13 protein-coding genes and 1 pseudogene are annotated in these 16,388 nt (G+C 72.1%); 7 read left to right on the forward strand and 7 right to left on the reverse strand.

The window, feature by feature from the left end; translation table 11 throughout:
• Nucleotides 1-327: 327 nt before the first annotated feature.
• Entirely contained in the window at nucleotides 328-1,221 is an 894-nt protein-coding gene (locus ASC99_RS14740; protein WP_057232030.1) for a hypothetical protein, read from the reverse strand.
• A gap of 187 nt (nucleotides 1,222-1,408) precedes the next feature.
• Between ASC99_RS14740 and ASC99_RS14745 the strand changes: the two genes are divergently transcribed.
• Both ASC99_RS14745 and ASC99_RS14750 read left to right on the forward strand, forming a co-directional pair.
• Nucleotides 1,409-2,395: an ATP-binding protein gene (locus tag ASC99_RS14745; protein WP_057232032.1), complete on the forward strand. Its 987-nt coding sequence runs from the start codon at nucleotides 1,409-1,411 to the stop codon at nucleotides 2,393-2,395.
• 332 nt (nucleotides 2,396-2,727) lie between these two features.
• A complete protein-coding gene (locus ASC99_RS14750; protein WP_082598319.1) occupies nucleotides 2,728-5,064 on the forward strand; it encodes a SulP family inorganic anion transporter in 2,337 nt (778 codons plus the stop codon).
• A 7-nt stretch (nucleotides 5,065-5,071) separates the two neighbouring features.
• Here ASC99_RS14750 and ASC99_RS14755 read toward each other — a convergent pair whose 3' ends face one another.
• Nucleotides 5,072-5,617: a hypothetical protein gene (locus ASC99_RS14755; RefSeq protein WP_057232034.1), complete on the reverse strand. Its 546-nt coding sequence runs from the start codon at nucleotides 5,615-5,617 to the stop codon at nucleotides 5,072-5,074.
• Nucleotides 5,618-5,879: 262 nt separating this feature from the next.
• Between ASC99_RS14755 and acs the strand changes: the two are divergent.
• Nucleotides 5,880-7,838 (forward strand): annotated as a pseudogene (gene acs / locus ASC99_RS14760) (acetate--CoA ligase); the annotation flags it as partial.
• A 44-nt stretch (nucleotides 7,839-7,882) separates the two neighbouring features.
• Here the strand turns inward: acs and ASC99_RS37175 are convergent.
• The gene (locus ASC99_RS37175; RefSeq protein WP_057240926.1) at nucleotides 7,883-9,031 is read right to left on the reverse strand and encodes a serine hydrolase; all 1,149 of its coding nucleotides are present in this window, start codon (nucleotides 9,029-9,031) and stop codon (nucleotides 7,883-7,885) included.
• Between the two features lie 324 nt (nucleotides 9,032-9,355).
• Between ASC99_RS37175 and nhaA the strand changes: the two genes are divergently transcribed.
• From nhaA to ASC99_RS14785, 4 genes are all read left to right on the forward strand, one after another.
• Nucleotides 9,356-10,654 carry a Na+/H+ antiporter NhaA gene (gene nhaA, locus ASC99_RS14770; protein ID WP_057232038.1) on the forward strand — a complete coding sequence of 433 codons (1,299 nt, stop codon included), beginning with the start codon at nucleotides 9,356-9,358 and terminating at the stop codon, nucleotides 10,652-10,654.
• Nucleotides 10,655-10,820: 166 nt separating this feature from the next.
• Nucleotides 10,821-11,297 (forward strand): phage holin family protein, encoded by a 477-nt coding sequence (locus ASC99_RS14775; RefSeq protein ID WP_057232040.1) that lies wholly within the window; start codon nucleotides 10,821-10,823, stop codon nucleotides 11,295-11,297.
• Between the two features lie 165 nt (nucleotides 11,298-11,462).
• The gene (locus ASC99_RS14780) at nucleotides 11,463-12,407 is read left to right on the forward strand and encodes an alpha/beta fold hydrolase (protein WP_157531550.1); all 945 of its coding nucleotides are present in this window, start codon (nucleotides 11,463-11,465) and stop codon (nucleotides 12,405-12,407) included.
• A gap of 116 nt (nucleotides 12,408-12,523) precedes the next feature.
• Nucleotides 12,524-12,730, forward strand: a complete 207-nt coding sequence (locus ASC99_RS14785; RefSeq protein WP_057232042.1) for a hypothetical protein — start codon at nucleotides 12,524-12,526, stop codon at nucleotides 12,728-12,730.
• Nucleotides 12,731-12,749: 19 nt separating this feature from the next.
• Here ASC99_RS14785 and ASC99_RS14790 read toward each other — a convergent pair whose 3' ends face one another.
• From ASC99_RS14790 to nth, 4 genes are all read right to left on the reverse strand, one after another.
• Nucleotides 12,750-13,451, reverse strand: coding sequence for a metal-dependent hydrolase (locus tag ASC99_RS14790; RefSeq protein ID WP_057232044.1), 702 nt, complete (start codon nucleotides 13,449-13,451; stop codon nucleotides 12,750-12,752).
• A gap of 128 nt (nucleotides 13,452-13,579) precedes the next feature.
• Complete coding sequence (locus ASC99_RS14795; protein WP_057232046.1) at nucleotides 13,580-14,764, reverse strand: MarP family serine protease; 1,185 nt, start codon at nucleotides 14,762-14,764, stop codon at nucleotides 13,580-13,582.
• Between the two features lie 76 nt (nucleotides 14,765-14,840).
• Nucleotides 14,841-15,503 carry a CoA pyrophosphatase gene (locus ASC99_RS14800; RefSeq protein ID WP_057232048.1) on the reverse strand — a complete coding sequence of 221 codons (663 nt, stop codon included), beginning with the start codon at nucleotides 15,501-15,503 and terminating at the stop codon, nucleotides 14,841-14,843.
• Nucleotides 15,500-16,324, reverse strand: a complete 825-nt coding sequence (nth, locus tag ASC99_RS14805) for an endonuclease III (protein WP_057232050.1) — start codon at nucleotides 16,322-16,324, stop codon at nucleotides 15,500-15,502. Before nth ends, ASC99_RS14800 begins: the two co-directional genes overlap by 4 nt.
• Between the last annotated feature and the right edge of the window lie 64 nt (nucleotides 16,325-16,388).

Here is a 16,388-nt window from a genome sequence, read left to right on the forward strand (position 1 = left end):
GACAAGCGCCGAATGAGTTCGCGTTTCGGGTTCCCCTTTGTCCGATTTCGCGGTAGAAAGGACTTACGGCCCGCGAGACCCGGTCAGGACCCTGAGAGGTCAAACCGACAACGCATTTCAGGCCCCACGGACCGAGTACAGATAACTGAGCACCCACATGCAGCCGACCCGCTGTCGGGCCGCCGCACCAGGTGAACGGGCAGTAGATCCCCACCTGATGGGCAATTACGGTGCATGCATGGTCACCCGGTACCTGTACCAGCGGCGGCGCCCAGCTCCATCAGGCGTCGCCGCAACCCTTTGCCGCAACTCTTCTCGGCGGCCGCCTCAGACCATCCCGCGCTGCATCGCCTCGCAGACCGCCGTGCTCTCCCGGACGCCGAGCCGCAGCGCCTGCCCGCAGTGCGTGATCCAGGCCGCCATGCCGTCCGCCGTGCCGCTCAAGTAGCCCTGCAGGGCCTGCTGGTAGGCCGCGGTGCCGAGTTCGGCCAGGCCGACCTCGGCGGGGCAGATCGCCTTCGGGTCCAGCCCTTCGGCGATCAGCACGATCCGCTGGGCGGCCCGAGCGATCACGCCGTTGTGCGAGGCGAACGGCCGCAGCGCGAGCAGCTCGCCGTGCACCACCGAGGCCACCACGAGCGCCGGGGCACCGACGCCAGGCGCGCGGTCGGCCCGGGCGGCCAGCAGCTGCGCCAGCTGGTCCAGCCGGGCGGCCGCCTCGTCGGCGGGCGGCGCGGGCGGCGGCATGACGGCCACCGGCGGCGGCCCGTCAGGCCCGACCCCCTCGGCCATCGCCAGCTCCAGCGGGAACAGCTCGGCGGCCGACTCGCCCGCCTTCCTCGGCCGGCCGGCGTCGTCCGCGCCGTCGCCCACCGCGAGCAGGTGCAGCCTGGCCAGCACCTGCATCGGCGAGTGCCGCCAGACGCTGAGCAGCTGGCCCGCCTCGGCGGAGATCCGCAGCGCACCGCCGACCGTACGGGCCTGCGGGTCAGCGCTGAAGTCGGTCCGGCGGCGCACCTCCTCCAGCGGCCAGTCCGCGCCGTCCAGTGCGGCGGAGGCCCTGGCCCCGCGCAGGGCGGACTCCGAGGTCACCTCGGCGGCGCGGCGGCGCATCGCCCGGTGGCCGTACAGCCGGTCGACGGCCTTGCGCACCTCCGCGACGGCCTCGGGGACTCCGGGGAGCTCGGCCAGCGGGGCGAGGGGGTCTGTTCCAGTGGTCACCTACCCGAGGGTAATGAACCCCTCCCCCAGAGCCTGACAGCAACCCCACCATCACCCGTTCGAGGCAATCCGACTTTCCCGCCCGCGCGGTTGGCCAAACCCCCGATAGCATGAGCACTATCGGTGACGATAACGATTACCAACAACTTCAGCCGCCCAGCGGCTGGGCCGAGAGCCGGAGTCTCAGATGAAGATCGCCTTCGTCGGCAAGGGCGGCAGCGGGAAGACCACGCTGTCCGCACTGTTCATCCGCCACCTCGCCGCAGCAGGCTGCCCGGTGATCGCCGTCGATGCCGACATCAACCAACACCTCGGCCCGGCACTGGGGCTGACGGACGGTCAGGCCGCCGCGCTGCCCTCACTCGGCGCGCACCTGCCGGAGATCAAGGAGTACCTGCGCGGCAGCAACCCGCTGATCGGGTCCGCCGAGCAGATGATCAAGACCACGCCGCCCGGCCGGGGTTCACGCCTGTTGCGGATCGTCGAGGAGAATCCGGTGTACGCCGCCTGCGCCCGGCCGGTCGCGCTGGACGAGGGATCGGTCCGGCTGCTGGCCACCGGCGCCTTCACCGAGCAGGACCTCGGGGTGGCCTGCTACCACTCCAAGGTCGGCGCGGTCGAGCTGCTGCTGAACCACCTGATCGACGGGCCGGACGAGTACCTGGTCACCGACATGACCGCCGGTTCGGACTCGTTCGCCTCCGGGCTCTTCACCCGCTTCGACCTGACCTTCCTGGTCGCCGAGCCGACCCGGAAGGGCGTCTCGGTCTACCGCCAGTACAAGGAGTACGCCCGGGACTTCGGGGTGGCCCTGCAGGTGGTGGGCAACAAGGTGAACGGGCCCGACGACCTCGCCTTCCTCCGCCGGGAGGTCGGCGAGGACCTGCTCACCTGCTTCGGCCAGTCCGACTGGGTGCGCCGCCTGGAGCAGGGCGCCGAGCCCGAGCTGCGGACCCTCGAGCCCGCCAACCGGGCCGTGCTGGCCCGGCTCAGGGAGCAGGCGGAGCTGGCCTTCGCAGCCCGCGAGCCGGAGCGCTGGACCAGCCAGGCCGTCCACTTCCACCTGCGCAACGCGGAGAGCTGGGGCAACGCCAAGACCGGCGTCGATCTCGCCACCCAGGTGGACGAGGGCTTCGTGCTCGGCGCCGCACACCTGGACGCGGCCGGCGTCTGACCCGCAGTCGGCCACGGCCTCAGCAGCACTGGGCGACCCCGGAGACCAACCGGGGTCGCCCAGTGCTTTCTGCATATCCCCCGATGGTTCGCCTACCCCCCGAAGGGGTGAATCCCGACCTTCGCCCTACCGCTCGATTTCACGCTGTGCAAAGATCTCATTACTCTCGGTTTACCGAATCTTGATGGTCCCAGGGGTGGACGAGCCGACCCCGCTGTGCCTGCACCCCACGACCATCCCCGCCACACCGTCGCGACCCACGACAGCCGATCCGACCCCCGAAGCACCTCCCGGACCTGACTGCGTTCGTTCCCCCGGAAAGACGGGACACCATGACCCTCGACGTCTCCGCCGCACCCATCGCCTCCGACACCACCGACCACGCCCCGCCCGGCCTCCGCGGGCGGCTGGCCCGGGATCTGCCGGCCTCGCTGGTGGTCTTCCTGATCGCCGTCCCGTTCTCGCTCGGCATCGCGCTGGCCACCGGCGCCCCGCTCACCGCCGGGCTGGTGGCCGCCGCCGTCGGCGGCCTGGTCGCCGGGGCGCTCGGCGGCACCCCGCTCCAGGTGACCGGCCCGTCCGCCGCGCTGACCGTGATCATCGCCGGTCTGATCGCCCAGTTCGGCTGGCAGGTCACCTGCGCGGTCACGGTGGCCGCCGGGCTGTTGCAACTGCTGCTCGGTACGTTCCGGGTGGCCCGGTCCGCACTGGCCGTCTCCCCCGCCGTGGTCCACGGCATGCTGGCCGGCGTCGGGATCACCATCGCCATCGCCCAGCTGCACGTGGTGCTCGGCGGATCGCCGCAGAGCGCCGCGCTGGCCAATCTGATCGCGCTGCCCGGTCAGCTCTCGGTACCGCACCTGCCCGCGCTCGCGGTCGGCGGGCTCGCGATCGTGCTGCTCTTCGCCTGGCCCCGGCTCGGTCTGCTGCCCGGCCGGGCCGGGCGGATCGGCGCCGTCGCCGCCCGGGTGCCCGCCGCGCTGGTCGCGGTGGCGGCCGCCACCGGGCTCTCGATCGGCCTCGGCCTCACGCTGGCCCGGGTCGAGCTGCCCACCTGGGAGCAGCACGACTTCGCCGCCCTCCCCTCACCCGCCCAGCTCGGCGCGCACTGGCCGGTGCTGCTGGCCGCCGTGCTGACGGTGACGGCGGTGGCCGGCGTGGAGTCGCTGCTCTCCGCCGTCGCGGTCGGCCGGATGGCGCCAGGACCGATCGACCTGGACCGCGAGCTGCGCGGCCAGGGCATCGCGAATCTGGTCACCGGTCTGCTCGGTGGTCTGCCGGTGGCCGGCGGCGCGGTCCGCAGCACCGCCAACATCCGGGCCGGAGCGGCCAGTCGGTGGTCCGCCGTGCTGCACGGGGTCTGGGTGATGGTGGCCGCCCTCGCGCTCGGCGGCGGTCTGCGGCGGATCCCGCTGGCCGCGCTGGCCGCCCTGGTGCTGGTGGTCGGCATCCAGATGGTCAGCTTCGCGCACATCCGCCGGGTGCACCGGCACCGGGAGTTCCCGGTCTACCTGGCCACCGTGCTCGGCGTGGTGCTGCTCGACGTCCCGCTCGGGGTGCTGCTCGGCGGCGGGGTCGCCGCCCTGCTCGCGCTGTACCGGCTGACCCGGGCCCATGTCGACGTGCTGGCCGAGCCGGACGGCTCCTGGACGGTGCGTACGCACGGCCCGCTGACCTTCGCCGTGGTGCCCCGGCTCAGCCGGGCGCTGGCCGGCATCCCGGCCGGCGCCCAGGTGACGGTCAGTCATGACGGCTCGTTCCTGGACCACGCGGCCTACGAGCAGGTGCACGCCTGGCGGGCCGGCCACCAGGCGGCGGGCGGCCGGGTCTCGATGCTGACCGAGCTCGACGAGGAGGTGCTGGACCCGGACGGCACTCTCCGGGCGGGCAGTTCGCCCGGCCCGCACCGCTGCCGCGCCTGGACGCCCTGGGGCGGCCACCACTGCATCGAGCCCGGCACCGACGACCCGCACGGCCGCCTGCTGGACGGCGTGCGCGGATTCCAGCAGCACACCGCCCACCTGGTCAGGCCCGAGCTGGCCCGGCTGGCCCGGGAGGGCCAGACGCCCTCCCAGCTCTTCCTCACCTGTGCCGACTCCCGGCTGGTGACCAGCATGATCACCAGCAGCGGCCCGGGCGACATGTTCACCGTCCGCAACGTCGGCAACCTCGTCCCGGCCCCGTACGAGCCCGGCGCGGCCGACGACTCGGTGGCGGCCGCCGTGCAGTACGCGGTGGAGGTGCTGGAGGTGCGCTCCATCACCATCTGCGGGCACTCCGGCTGCGGGGCGATGAAGGCCCTGCTGGACGGCGTGCACCTGGCCCCAGGACCGCCCACCCCGCTCGGGCGCTGGCTGCGCAACGGCCGGGGCTCGCTGGACCGGCTGCGCCGGGCCCCCGCCGGGTTCGCCGACCGGCCGGTGGTCAGCGAGGTGGAGCAGCTCTGCATCACCAACGTGGTCCAGCAGTTGGACCAACTGCTGGCCCACCCGGCCGTGGAGCGGCGGGTCGCGGCGGGCACCCTGCGGCTGGTCGGCATGTACTTCGACTTCGCCGACGCCCAGGCGTATGTGCTGGACCCGGCGCTGCGCAGCTTCGTCCCGGTCTCGAAGCAACGGCGGAGACCGACCGAGCCCGACCCCACCGAGAGCCCGCGCCTGGCGGCCTGACCCACCGTCAGGCACCGAGCAGCTTCGCCAGATCGGCCGGGGTGACGTAGCCGGGCCAGCGGCCGTCGGTGAAGAGGTGCACTCCGGAATCCCAGTAGCACTGGTCGACCAGCTGGGAGCAGATCATGTGCCTGCTGTCGGCGACATACTTCCTGAGCAGTGGTCCGATCGGGAGGTGGAAGCGGTGCGCGGCCAGCGCGAAGTAGTCGGCCACGCTGTACGGGGTGCCGACGTAGCCCCGGGCGGCCGCGACCACTGCCCGGCGCTGCTCGTCGGTCAGCGGGATCCGCCCGGTCGACCAGAGGGTGGGGCGGTTGTCGTAGACGGAGAGCGGTCGGAGTTCGGCCCCGCCGGGCTGGGCCTCGACCAGCTCGCCGTTCCCGACGTGGACGAAGGCGTGCTCGTAGTCGGCGAATCCGTCGCCGTTGAGCCACTGGCCGATCCTGATCAGACGGCCGCCGTGGCCGCCCATCCGGACCACGGCGAAGTCGCCGGGCTGCGGTTCGGACCGGGGCGCGGAAAGGGAGTCGGTGCTCGCGGGAAGTCCGGACATGGCTGTCCCCCCACCAGGGCGGGTCACGGCCGGCCCGGTGCCGGTCGGGGCCCCACCCGTGTTGTCAGTGGAGTACCGCCCGGACGGTCCGTCAAGGCATGCGGCAGATCCGCGACGGACTCTCGGCACCGGACAGACCGCCCCAGTCGGTCAAAGGTCTACACCAATTCTCCGGTGCCTCTTGTCAACATGGCGGTTCGCCTGGTGAGCTGTGCGCTGGGACACACGGGACAATCCCTTCCGCACGGGATCTCCCGGCAGACTGAGACTCGATGAGGAGTGCGCGTTGAGCAACGAGAGCCTGGCCAACCTGCTCAAGGAGGAGCGCCGCTTCGCTCCCCCGGCGGAGCTGGCGGCCGACGCCAACGTCACCGCGGCCGCGTACGCGCAGGCCTCCGAGGACCGGCTCGGCTTCTGGGCCGAGCAGGCCCGCCGCCTCAGCTGGGCGGTCGAGCCCACCGAGACGCTGGACTGGTCGAACCCGCCGTTCGCCAAGTGGTTCGCCGACGGCAAGCTCAACGTGGCGTACAACTGCGTGGACCGCCACGTCGAGGCCGGCAACGGCGACCGGGTGGCGATCCACTTCGAGGGTGAGCCCGGCGACAGCCGCTCGATCACCTACGCGCAGCTCAAGGACGAGGTCTCGCAGGCCGCCAACGCGCTGCTGGAGCTCGGTGTCCGCAAGGGCGACCGGGTCGCGGTCTACCTGCCGATGATCGCCGAGGCGGTCGTGGCGATCCTCGCCTGCGCCCGGATCGGCGCCACCCACTCGGTGGTCTTCGGCGGCTTCTCGGCCGACGCCGTGGCCTCCCGGATCCAGGACGCCGACGCCAAGCTGGTGATCACCGCCGACGGCGGCTACCGCCGTGGCAAGCCCTCCGCGCTCAAGCCCGCCATCGACGAGGCGCTGACCAAGGTCGAGGGCGTCGAGAAGGTCCTGGTCATCCGCCGCACCGGCGAGGACGTCGCCTGGACCGAGGGCCGGGACGTCTGGTGGCACGAGATCACCGCGCGCCAGTCCACCGAGCACACCCCCGAGGCACACGACGCCGAGCACCCGCTCTTCATCCTGTACACCTCCGGCACCACCGGAAAGCCCAAGGGCATCCTGCACACCTCCGGCGGCTACCTGACCCAGGCCGCCTACACCCACCACGCGGTGTTCGACCTCAAGCCGGAGACCGACGTCTACTGGTGCACCGCCGACATCGGCTGGGTCACCGGGCACTCGTACATCGTCTACGGGCCGCTCGCCAACGGCGCCACCCAGGTGATCTACGAGGGCACCCCGGACACCCCGCACCAGGGCCGGTTCTGGGAGATCGTGCAGAAGTACGGCGTCACCATCCTCTACACGGCGCCGACCGCGATCCGCACCTTCATGAAGTGGGGCGACGACATCCCCGCCAAGTTCGACCTCTCCAGCCTCCGGGTGCTGGGCAGCGTCGGCGAGCCGATCAACCCCGAGGCGTGGATCTGGTACCGCGAGCACATCGGCGGCAACAAGACGCCGATCGTCGACACCTGGTGGCAGACCGAGACCGGCGCGATGATGATCAGCCCGCTGCCGGGCGTCACCGAGACCAAGCCGGGCTCCGCCCAGCGCGCCCTGCCCGGCATCGCCGCCACGGTGGTGGACGACGAGGCCAACGAGGTGCCGAACGGCTCCGGCGGCTACCTGGTGCTGACCGAGCCGTGGCCCTCCATGCTGCGCACCATCTGGGGCGACGACCAGCGCTACATCGACACCTACTGGTCCCGCTTCCAGGGCCGGTACTTCGCCGGTGACGGCGCGAAGAAGGACGAGGACGGCGACATCTGGCTGCTCGGCCGGGTGGACGACGTGATGCTGGTCTCCGGCCACAACATCTCCACCACCGAGGTCGAGTCCGCCCTGGTCGGCCACCCCGCGGTGGCCGAGTCGGCGGTGGTCGGCGCGACCGATGCCACCACCGGCCAGGCGATCGTCGCCTTCGTGATCCTGCGCGGCACGGCCACCGAGACCGAGGACCTGGTCGCCGAACTGCGCAACCACGTCGGCAGGACGCTCGGCCCGATCGCCAAGCCGAAGCAGATCAAGGTGGTCAGCGAGCTGCCGAAGACCCGCTCCGGCAAGATCATGCGCCGCCTGCTGCGCGACATCGCCGAGGGCCGCGAGGTCGGCGACACCACCACCCTGGCCGACGCCTCGGTGATGAACCTGATCCAGTCCCAGCTGCCGGGCGGCCGCCCCCCGCCGCAGTGCTGTTCCTGGCCGGCCCCCGCTCAGCCCGCCAAGCGGCGCAGCGTCGCGTACGCGGTCTGGGTGAACCGGCGCCGCAGCCCCGGCAGTGTGCTGGCCATCGCGACCAGACCCACCTGGGCCACCGGGTTGAACCCGGCGAACACCGCCGAGGCCGCCCCGCCGTCCCGGCCCCCCGAGGCCTCGGCCGAAGCGCCACGGCCGCGCAGCGGGCCCGTCACCCCCGCGTGGAAGACCAACTCGCCCTCCTCCACCGTCCGCTGGTTCCAGGTCAGCGCGATCCGGGCGCCGGACCGCCGCCGCTCGACCCGGGGCAGCCGGACCTCCCGCAGCGCCGCCTTCAGCGCGGCGGCCGCGCCGCCCCGGTCCGCGATCGGCACCGCGTCCACCGCCAGGTGCGCCTGCAGGTAGCGCAGCATGTCGTCCGCCGTCGAGCTGAGCGCGGCCGCACCCGGCAGGGCCGGCAGCCGGAACGACGGCACCCGACGGCCTCGCCGGTAGCCGTGCAACGGCTCCCGGTCCGGTGCACAGGAGGTGTCGATCAGGCCGAGCGGGCCACAGATCCGGCTGGCCAGCAGCTCCTCGTACCGGACCCCGGCCGCACTCTCCAGCGCCAGCCCGAGCAGCCCGCAGCCGAGGCTGGAGTAGCGGACCTGCGCTCCCGGCATGCCCCGGACCGGCGTCCGCGGCAGCGCCCGGAGCAGGTGCGGCCGGCTGAAGGTGGCGTACGGGGCGGTGAACCAGCGCGGCAGCGCCGAGGGCAGCAGGCCGACCGGCAGCCGGGGCAGGCCCGAGGTGTGGGTGGCCAGGTGCAGCAGGGTGATCGGCCGGTCCTGCGGGTAGCCGGGCAGCACCTCGGCGGGCAGGTAGCGGTCGATCGGATCCTCGTACCGGACCTCGCCGCTGGCGACCATCTCGGCGAGCAGCAGTCCGGTGAAGGTCTTGGTGACCGAGCCGAGCGCGAAGCGGGTGTCGGCGCGCACCGGACGGGCGCCGGACCGGTCGGCGTACCCCCGGCAGACCACCGTCCGTTCGTTGCCCCGGATGACGGCGACCGCGACGCCGCCGGTCGGCGAGACCCCGCTGAACAGGGGCCGGAGCAGCTGGGCCAGCTCCGGGGAGAGGTTCGGTAACGGGGGCGCGGGACGGTCGTCGGTTATCTGACTGGACATCAGGAGCTCCGGGATCAGGAGAAAACCGCCCGGACCGGGCGGCATATGCCCCTGACGATAGGAATGCCACCGCCCGGCCGCACCGTGCGGCAGCCATCCGAGCGAGCGCACGGAAGGGGCGCGCACCGGTCGGCCGCCGAGATCCCGAGCGGAAGTCAGTTCTCTTCATAAAATAGGCAAACCGGACACCGCCTCAAGGTCCCAGAGCCCGCCCGTTAGACTGTCAAAAACACAACAAGATTTCTGAGGCGCGCCGGGAAGACTGGTCGGCACCGCACCACCGGTGTATCCGTTTGCCGCTCCCCGCCCTGGAGGTCTCCCGTCGTGGCCACGCCACCGCCCACCCCGACCCGCCGTCAGTTCCTCGGACGGCTCTCGCTGCCCGAGCGGACGTACCTCACCGACGCGCTGCGCACCGAGACCGTGGGCGGCATCCTCCTCCTGCTGGCCGCCGCCGCGGCGCTCCTCTGGGCGAACCTCTGGCCCGGCTCGTACGACACCGTCCGCGAGTACACCATCGGCCCGTCCTCGCCGCTGCACCTCGACCTCAGCCTGGACGCCTGGGCCAAGGACGGGCTGCTGACCATCTTCTTCTTCGTGGCCGGGATCGAGCTCAAGCGCGAGTTCGTCGCGGGTGAGCTGCGCAGCCCGAGCGCCGCGATGCTGCCGGTGGTGGCGGCGGTCTGCGGCGTGGCACTGCCCGCGATCGTCTACGCGGTGGCCAACTCGGGCCCCGGCGGGCACCCGGGCGGCTGGGCCATCCCGACCGCCACCGACATCGCCTTCGCGCTCGGTGTGCTGGCCGTGGTGGGCAGTCACCTGCCGTCCGCGCTGCGGGCGTTCCTGCTCACGCTGGCCGTGGTGGACGACCTGATCGCGATCCTGATCATCGCGGTGTTCTACAGCTCGGGCATCGAGTTCTGGGCGCTCGGGCTGTCGGTGGCCGGTCTGGTGCTGTTCTGGTTCCTGCACCGGCACGGGGTGCACGGCTGGTACCTGTACGTGCCGCTGGCCTTCCTGATCTGGGCGCTGATGCACGAGAGCGGGGTGCACGCCACCGTCTCCGGTGTCGCCATGGGCCTGATCCTGCGCTGCCACAAGGTCGGGGACGAGAAGGTCTCCCCCGGTGAGCACATCGAGCACCAGGTCCGGCCGCTGTCGGCGGGCTTCGCGGTGCCGGTCTTCGCCCTGTTCGCGGCCGGGGTGTCGATCAGCGGCCCGGCGCTCGGCGAGGTGTTCACCCAGGCGGCGCCGCTCGGCATCGTGCTCGGCCTGCTGGTCGGCAAGACGGTGGGCATCTTCGGTGGCACCTGGCTGGCCGCCAGATTCACCAGGGCCGAGCTGAACCCGCAGCTCCGATGGGCCGACCTGTTCGCGGTCTCGACCCTGGCGGGCATCGGCTTCACCGTCTCGCTGCTGATCAGCGAACTGGCCTTCCCGGACGACCCGGCGCTGGCCGACCGGGCCAAGGCCGCCGTACTGGTCGGCTCGCTGCTCTGCGCGCTGGTCGCCACCGTGCTGCTCAAACTCCGCAACCGGCACTACCAGCAGCTGGTGGACGAGGAGAACCTCGACTCGGACAACGACGGCATCCCCGACGTCTACCAGCAGCCTGCGCACTGACCCGGCATCACCCCTGAGGTCCCGTCAGGTGACACGCCGTCGCCCGAGGGGTGCCCCGGAGTGGTGCCGGACTGGCCGCTAGGGGCATGATTCAGAGCTGTCGGCAACAAACCCGCCACCGCAACTGCCCGGCCTCGTGAACCGGCCTCGTGAAGGAGAACCGCTGATGCCCGCAGGAACCGCAGACCCGACCAGCGACGCCCGGGCGCCCTACGAGGGCGAGCGTTCGGTAGGGCAGCTGTTCGCGGCGGCCACCGCCGACCTGTCCGCCCTGGTGCACGACGAGATCGCACTCGCCAAGGCGGAGATCCGACAGGACGTCAAGCGCGGGGTCTCCGGCGGCGTCTCGCTCGCCGTCGCCGGTGTGGTCGCGCTGGCCGCGGTGCCGATGCTGAGCTTCGCCGCCGCGTACGGGCTGCAGGCGCTCGGGCTGACCCTCGGCTGGTCGTTCCTGATCGTGGCCGGGGCCTACCTGCTGCTGGCCGCGCTGCTCGGGCTGCTGGCGCTGCGCTCGTTCAAGAAGATCGAGAAGCCGCACCGCACCATCGAGGGCGCGCAGAAGACCGCGGACGTCCTGAAGAACGCCCGGCCGCGGCCGGCCACCCAGGAGGAGATCGACCGGGGCCTGGGCCGCCGCCCCTGACCCGGCGCTCCTGACCCCGTGCTCCTGACCCCGTGCTCCTGACCCCACCGCGCCGACCGCCAACGGCGCCGGTGTCACAGAGCATTCACAGCACCGGCGAGTGCCGGAGACGCGTTCGGCAATCGGGTGTGACACGCTCTCCGTATGCCGCTGGACCAGATGCCCATGCCCTCCCGGGCCAGTACCCCGAGGACCGAGATCACCGAGACCCCGTGGGAGCTCCGCTCGGCCGGACCATGGACCCACCGCGACCTGGCGGCGAACGGCGCCCGGTTCCACATCGCCGAGGCCGGTGAGGGCCCGCTGGTACTGCTGGTGCACGGCTGGCCCGAGTACTGGTGGGCCTGGCGGCACCAGCTGACCGCGCTGGCCGAGGCCGGTTTCCGGGCGGTGGCGCTGGACCTGCGCGGGGTCGGCGGCAGCGACCGCACCCCGCGCGGCTACGACCCCGGCAACCTGGCGCTGGACATCACCGGCGTGATCCGCTCGCTCGGCGAGCGGCAGGCGCACCTGGTCGGGCACGCCCTGGGCGGTTCGCTGGCCTGGGTGGCGGCCGTGATGCGGCCCTCGGTGATCCGCAGCCTGACCGTGGTCTCCGCCGCCCACCCCCGGCAGCTGCGCCGGGCCCTGCTGACGGACCGTCGGCAGATGGCCGCCTTCGACCACGTGCTGAACTTCCAGCGCCCCTGGGTGCCGGAGCGCCGCCTGGTCGCGGACGACGCGGCCCTGGTCGGCCGCTACCTCACCGAGTGGAGCGGACCCAACCAGCCGGACGCCGAGGCCCTGCACGCGTACCGGCAGGCGGTGCAGATCCCGAGCACCGCGCACTGCTCGATCGAGCCGTACCGCTGGCTGCTGCGCTCGATGGCGCGGCCGGACGGCATCCAGTTCGCCCGCCGGATGAAGAAGCCGATCACCGCGCCGACCCTGCACATCCAGGGGGCGGCCGATCCGGTGCTGCTCTCGCACACCGCGCTGGGCGCGGGCGAGTTCGTCGAGGCGCCGTACCGCTGGCGGCTGCTGCCCGGGGTCGGGCACTTCCCGCACGAGGAGGCGCCGGCCGAGTTCTCGGCGGAGCTGATCGAGTGGGTCAGGGAGCACCAGAGCTGACCGGCCGACGGCGGCCCGGGTCGCCGGACTTGACGCATGTTCATATGACAAGTGCATAGGACAGTCGGGTCATCCGGTCGCGGTTACGCCGCCCGATGGGCGGGCATCCATCCGGTATGACCTGGATGCCCGACCGCGAAGCTGTCACGCGCCGACGACGCCGCACCAGCAGCTCGCAGCAGCAGCACCCCGAACCACACGAGTACGAGACCTACGGCCGGATCGGCCGCCAGCGCGAGACAGAGGCGCATCCGATGGGCATCCCGCGCATCCTCCAGCGGCGCGCCCGCTGGGTGGGGGCGCGCCTCCGTCGCGAGGAGTGAGCCGACGTCAGAACCGCCGTCAGGTGAGCACGGTCGGCGAGACCGCCGTGAACCAGAGCAGCACGAAGGTCGCCACCGACATGATCGGCACCAGCACCTTGGTCTCCACCGAGTTGCCGGTGCGCTTGATCAGCACCACCTCGTAACGCTCCTTGTGCGGCCAGAGCAGTGGCGCGCCCTTCTTGGTCAGGCAGTCGCCCAGCAGGTGCGCCAGGGTGCCCAGCGCGACCGCGTACGGCAGCCAGCCGGGCGCGTTGGGCATCCAGTTGTTCATCCCGGCGGTGCCGAGCACCGAGAGGCCGATGATGGTGATCCACATCGTCGGCCCGTCGCCCGGCGGGTGCAGCCGCAGTGCCCGGATCGCCAGCGCGAGCAGGAAGAACGTCATCGCCAGGGTGAAGTTGCGGCCCAGGAAGCTGACGCCCGCCCAGGTGCCGCCACCCATCAGCGCGACGAACAGCAGCGAGTGGGTGGCCTTCCGGTGCCCGCCGGAGGCCCAGGCGACGAAGCGGCAGAGCGCCTTGGAGATCGGGCCGAGGAAGTTGGCGATCGTCCCGTCGTGGTGGTCCAGGTCGGGCAGCAGTGCCGCACCGGCCGCCAGGATGGTGCCCATCATGACGTCGGCGGGCGCCAGGTGGACGTCGAACAGCATCGGCGCCAGGAACGGCGCGGTGCCCGCGTACAGCATCGCTCCGCTGACCGCGTGCGAGTGACCCATCATGACCGGCCGTCCTCCAATGCCCCGTACTGCGTCTGACCTGCCGTCGGACCCGTTGTGCCGCACGGCTGTTGAGCCGAACGGGTGAGCCCGGGGCGACGCTACCAGTCGGCGGCGGACGGGGCGGAGGATCAGAGCGCGCAGCCCTCGGTGTCGACCCTGGTGGTGGCGCCCGCGCCGGCCTGCGCCTCGCCGCGCACCTCGGCGGCGGTCAGCACGTAGCCGGTGTCCGAGCTGTCCAGCGACTTGGCGAAGACCACCCCGTACACCCGGCCGTCCGGGGTGAGCAGCGGGCCGCCGCTGTTGCCCTGCCGGACCAGCGAGCGCACCGAGTAGACGTCCCTGACCACCTGGCCGCGGTGGTAGATGTCCGGGCCGTTGGCCTGGATCCGGCCCCGGATGCGGGCGGGCTGGACGTTGAACGCGCCGTTCTCCGGGAAGCCCGCGACGATCGCGCTGTCGTTGGTCTTCGCCTCGTCGGCGAAGCTCAGCGCCGGGGCGTTCAGCTTCGGCACATCCAGCACCGCGATGTCGCGCTGCCAGTCGTAGCGGACCACGGTGGCGTCGTAGAGCTGGCCGGTGCCGCCGATCTGCACGGTCGGCTCGTCCACGCCGCCGACCACGTGGGCGTTGGTCATCACCCGGTGCGGGGCGAACACGAAGCCGGTGCCCTCCAGGGTCTTGCCGCAGGCGGTGGCGGTGCCGACCACCTTGACCAGGCTCTGCCGGGCCTTCGCCACCACCGGGCTGGCGGCCAGCGCCGGGTCGGGCGGCTCCACCTCGGTGATCGACTCCCGCTCGAAGGGGTTGAAGACCTGTGGGAAGCCGTTCCTGGCCAGCGCCTTGGTGAAGTCGGAGAACCAGTTCGGCGCGTCCGCCGGCAGCGCGGACTGCACCCCGCCGAGCACCTCGGAGGTCCGGACCTGCTTGGAGACGGTCGGCAGCGAGGTGCCCGCCAGCGCGGAGCCGATCAGCCAGGCGACCAGCAGCATCGAGATCACGTTGACCACCGAGCCGCCGACCGCGTCCAGCGTCCTGGCCGGGCGCCGGCCGATGTGGCCGCGCAGCTTCCAGCCGAAGTGAGTGGTCACCGCCTGGCCGATCGCGGCGAAGACGATCACCACCACGACCGCGACCACCGAGGCCACCGTGCCGGGGTCGAGGTGGCGCAGCAGCAGCGGGAGCAGCTGGACGGCGATCAGACCGCCGCTCAGGAACCCGAGCACCGACAGCACGCCGACCACGAAGCCCTGCCGGTAGCCGGTCACGGCAAAACCCAGCGCGGCGACGATCAGCAGCAGATCCAGGACATTCACCCGGCTACCCTCCCATGGGCCGACGCCCGAACGGCGGTACACCCGGTGACGCCGTGCAACTCCCGCACGTCGGCCGCTACAGGCTGACCGTCCGGGAGCTGTCCCACTCCCGTTCCAGGCCGCTGTAGTGCAGCACCCGGTCGATCACACCCGCCGTGAAGCCCCAGACCAGCCGGCCCGCCACCTCGAAGGCCGGGCCGACATGGCCGGACGGGTGCCGCAGCCGGGCCCGGTTGGCCGGGTCGGTCAGCTCGGTCAGTGGCACCCGGAACACCGCACCCGTCTCGGCCGGATCGACCGGCGCGACCGGGGTCTCCCGGCGCCACCAACCCAGCACGGGGGTCACCACGAAGTCGCTGACCGGGATGTACAGCGCGGGCAGGACCGCGAACACCTGCACCCCGGCCGGGTCGAGGCCGGTCTCCTCCTCCGCCTCGCGCAGCGCGGCGGCCACCGGGCCGACACTCGCCGGGTCGCCGTCCACCGGGTCCAGCGCACCGCCCGGGAAGGACGGCTGGCCGGCGTGCGAGCGCAGCGCCCTGGCCCGCTCGATCAGCAGCAGGTCAGGACCTGAGGGACCGTCACCGAACAGCACCAGCACGGCCGAGGCCCGGCCCCCCTGGGCCGGCGGCAGGAACCTGCTGAGCTGCTCGGGCCGGACGGTCTCGGCCGCCTCCCGTACCGGCAGCAGCCACCGCGGCAGCCCGTCCCGCTCGATCAGTTCCGCCAGCCCCGTCACCCGGACACCTCCACCGTCACCGTCCCGGCCGGTGGCGCGGGCTCGCCCGGGTAGTCGGCCGGCGGCTTGAGCCGTTGGCCCGGCTGGCCACCCTTCTCGTACTTCAGCAGCTTCGCGGCCTTCTCGGGGTCGGTTTCGCCGACTCCGTAGGACGGGCAGAGCGCGGCGATCGGGCAGGCCCCGCAGGCCGGGCGGCGGGCGTGGCAGATCCGGCGGCCGTGGAACACCACCCGGTGCGAGAGCATCGTCCACTCGGACTTCGGGAAGATCTCCGCCACCGTCGCCTCGACCTTGACCGGGTCCTCGTCCGTGGTCCACCCGAACCGCCGGGCCAGCCGCCCGAAGTGGGTGTCCACGGTGATCCCCGGCACGCCGAACACGTTGCCGAGCACCACGTTCGCGGTCTTCCGTCCGACCCCGGGCAGCGTGACCAGATCCACCAGGCGGCCGGGCACCTCACCACCGAAGTTGTCCCGGAGCGCGATCGACAGCCCGATCAGCGACCTCGCCTTGGCGCGGAAGAACCCGGTCGGCCGGATGATCTCCTCCAGCTCCTCCGGCACCGCCGCTGCCATGTCCTCCGGCGTCGGGTACTTCGCGAACAGCGCCGGGGTGGTCTGATTCACCCTCAGATCGGTGGTCTGCGCCGACAGCACGGTGGCCACCAGCAGCTCGAACGGGTTCTCGAAGTCCAGCTCCGGGTGCGCGTACGGGTAGACCTCCGCCAACTCCCGGTTGATCTTCCGGGCCCGCCGCACCATGCCCAGGTGCGACTCCGGCTTGCGCCCCTTCACGGGCGGCTCGACCTTGCTCTCTGCCATGCACGCAGGCTACGCCGAACCGTAAGCCTCGATGTTCGGGTTTGCTTGGGCAGTGCTGCCTCAA

Origin of the sequence: Kitasatospora sp. Root107 (assembly GCF_001424875.1) — a bacterium.
Classification (GTDB): Bacteria; Actinomycetota; Actinomycetes; order Streptomycetales; family Streptomycetaceae; genus Kitasatospora.

Coding starts and splice junctions, on each gene's coding strand:
- ASC99_RS14745 (WP_057232032.1), top strand. CDS start 1,409: ATGAAGATCGCCTTCGTCGGCAAGGGCGGCAGCGGGAAGACCACGCTG.
- ASC99_RS14750 (WP_082598319.1), top strand. CDS start 2,728: ATGACCCTCGACGTCTCCGCCGCACCCATCGCCTCCGACACCACCGAC.
- ASC99_RS14755 (WP_057232034.1), bottom strand. CDS start 5,617: ATGTCCGGACTTCCCGCGAGCACCGACTCCCTTTCCGCGCCCCGGTCC.
- ASC99_RS37175 (WP_057240926.1), bottom strand. CDS start 9,031: ATGTCCAGTCAGATAACCGACGACCGTCCCGCGCCCCCGTTACCGAAC.
- ASC99_RS14775 (WP_057232040.1), top strand. CDS start 10,821: ATGCCCGCAGGAACCGCAGACCCGACCAGCGACGCCCGGGCGCCCTAC.
- ASC99_RS14780 (WP_157531550.1), top strand. CDS start 11,463: ATGCCCTCCCGGGCCAGTACCCCGAGGACCGAGATCACCGAGACCCCG.
- ASC99_RS14785 (WP_057232042.1), top strand. CDS start 12,524: ATGACCTGGATGCCCGACCGCGAAGCTGTCACGCGCCGACGACGCCGC.
- ASC99_RS14790 (WP_057232044.1), bottom strand. CDS start 13,451: ATGATGGGTCACTCGCACGCGGTCAGCGGAGCGATGCTGTACGCGGGC.
- nth (WP_057232050.1), bottom strand. CDS start 16,324: ATGGCAGAGAGCAAGGTCGAGCCGCCCGTGAAGGGGCGCAAGCCGGAG.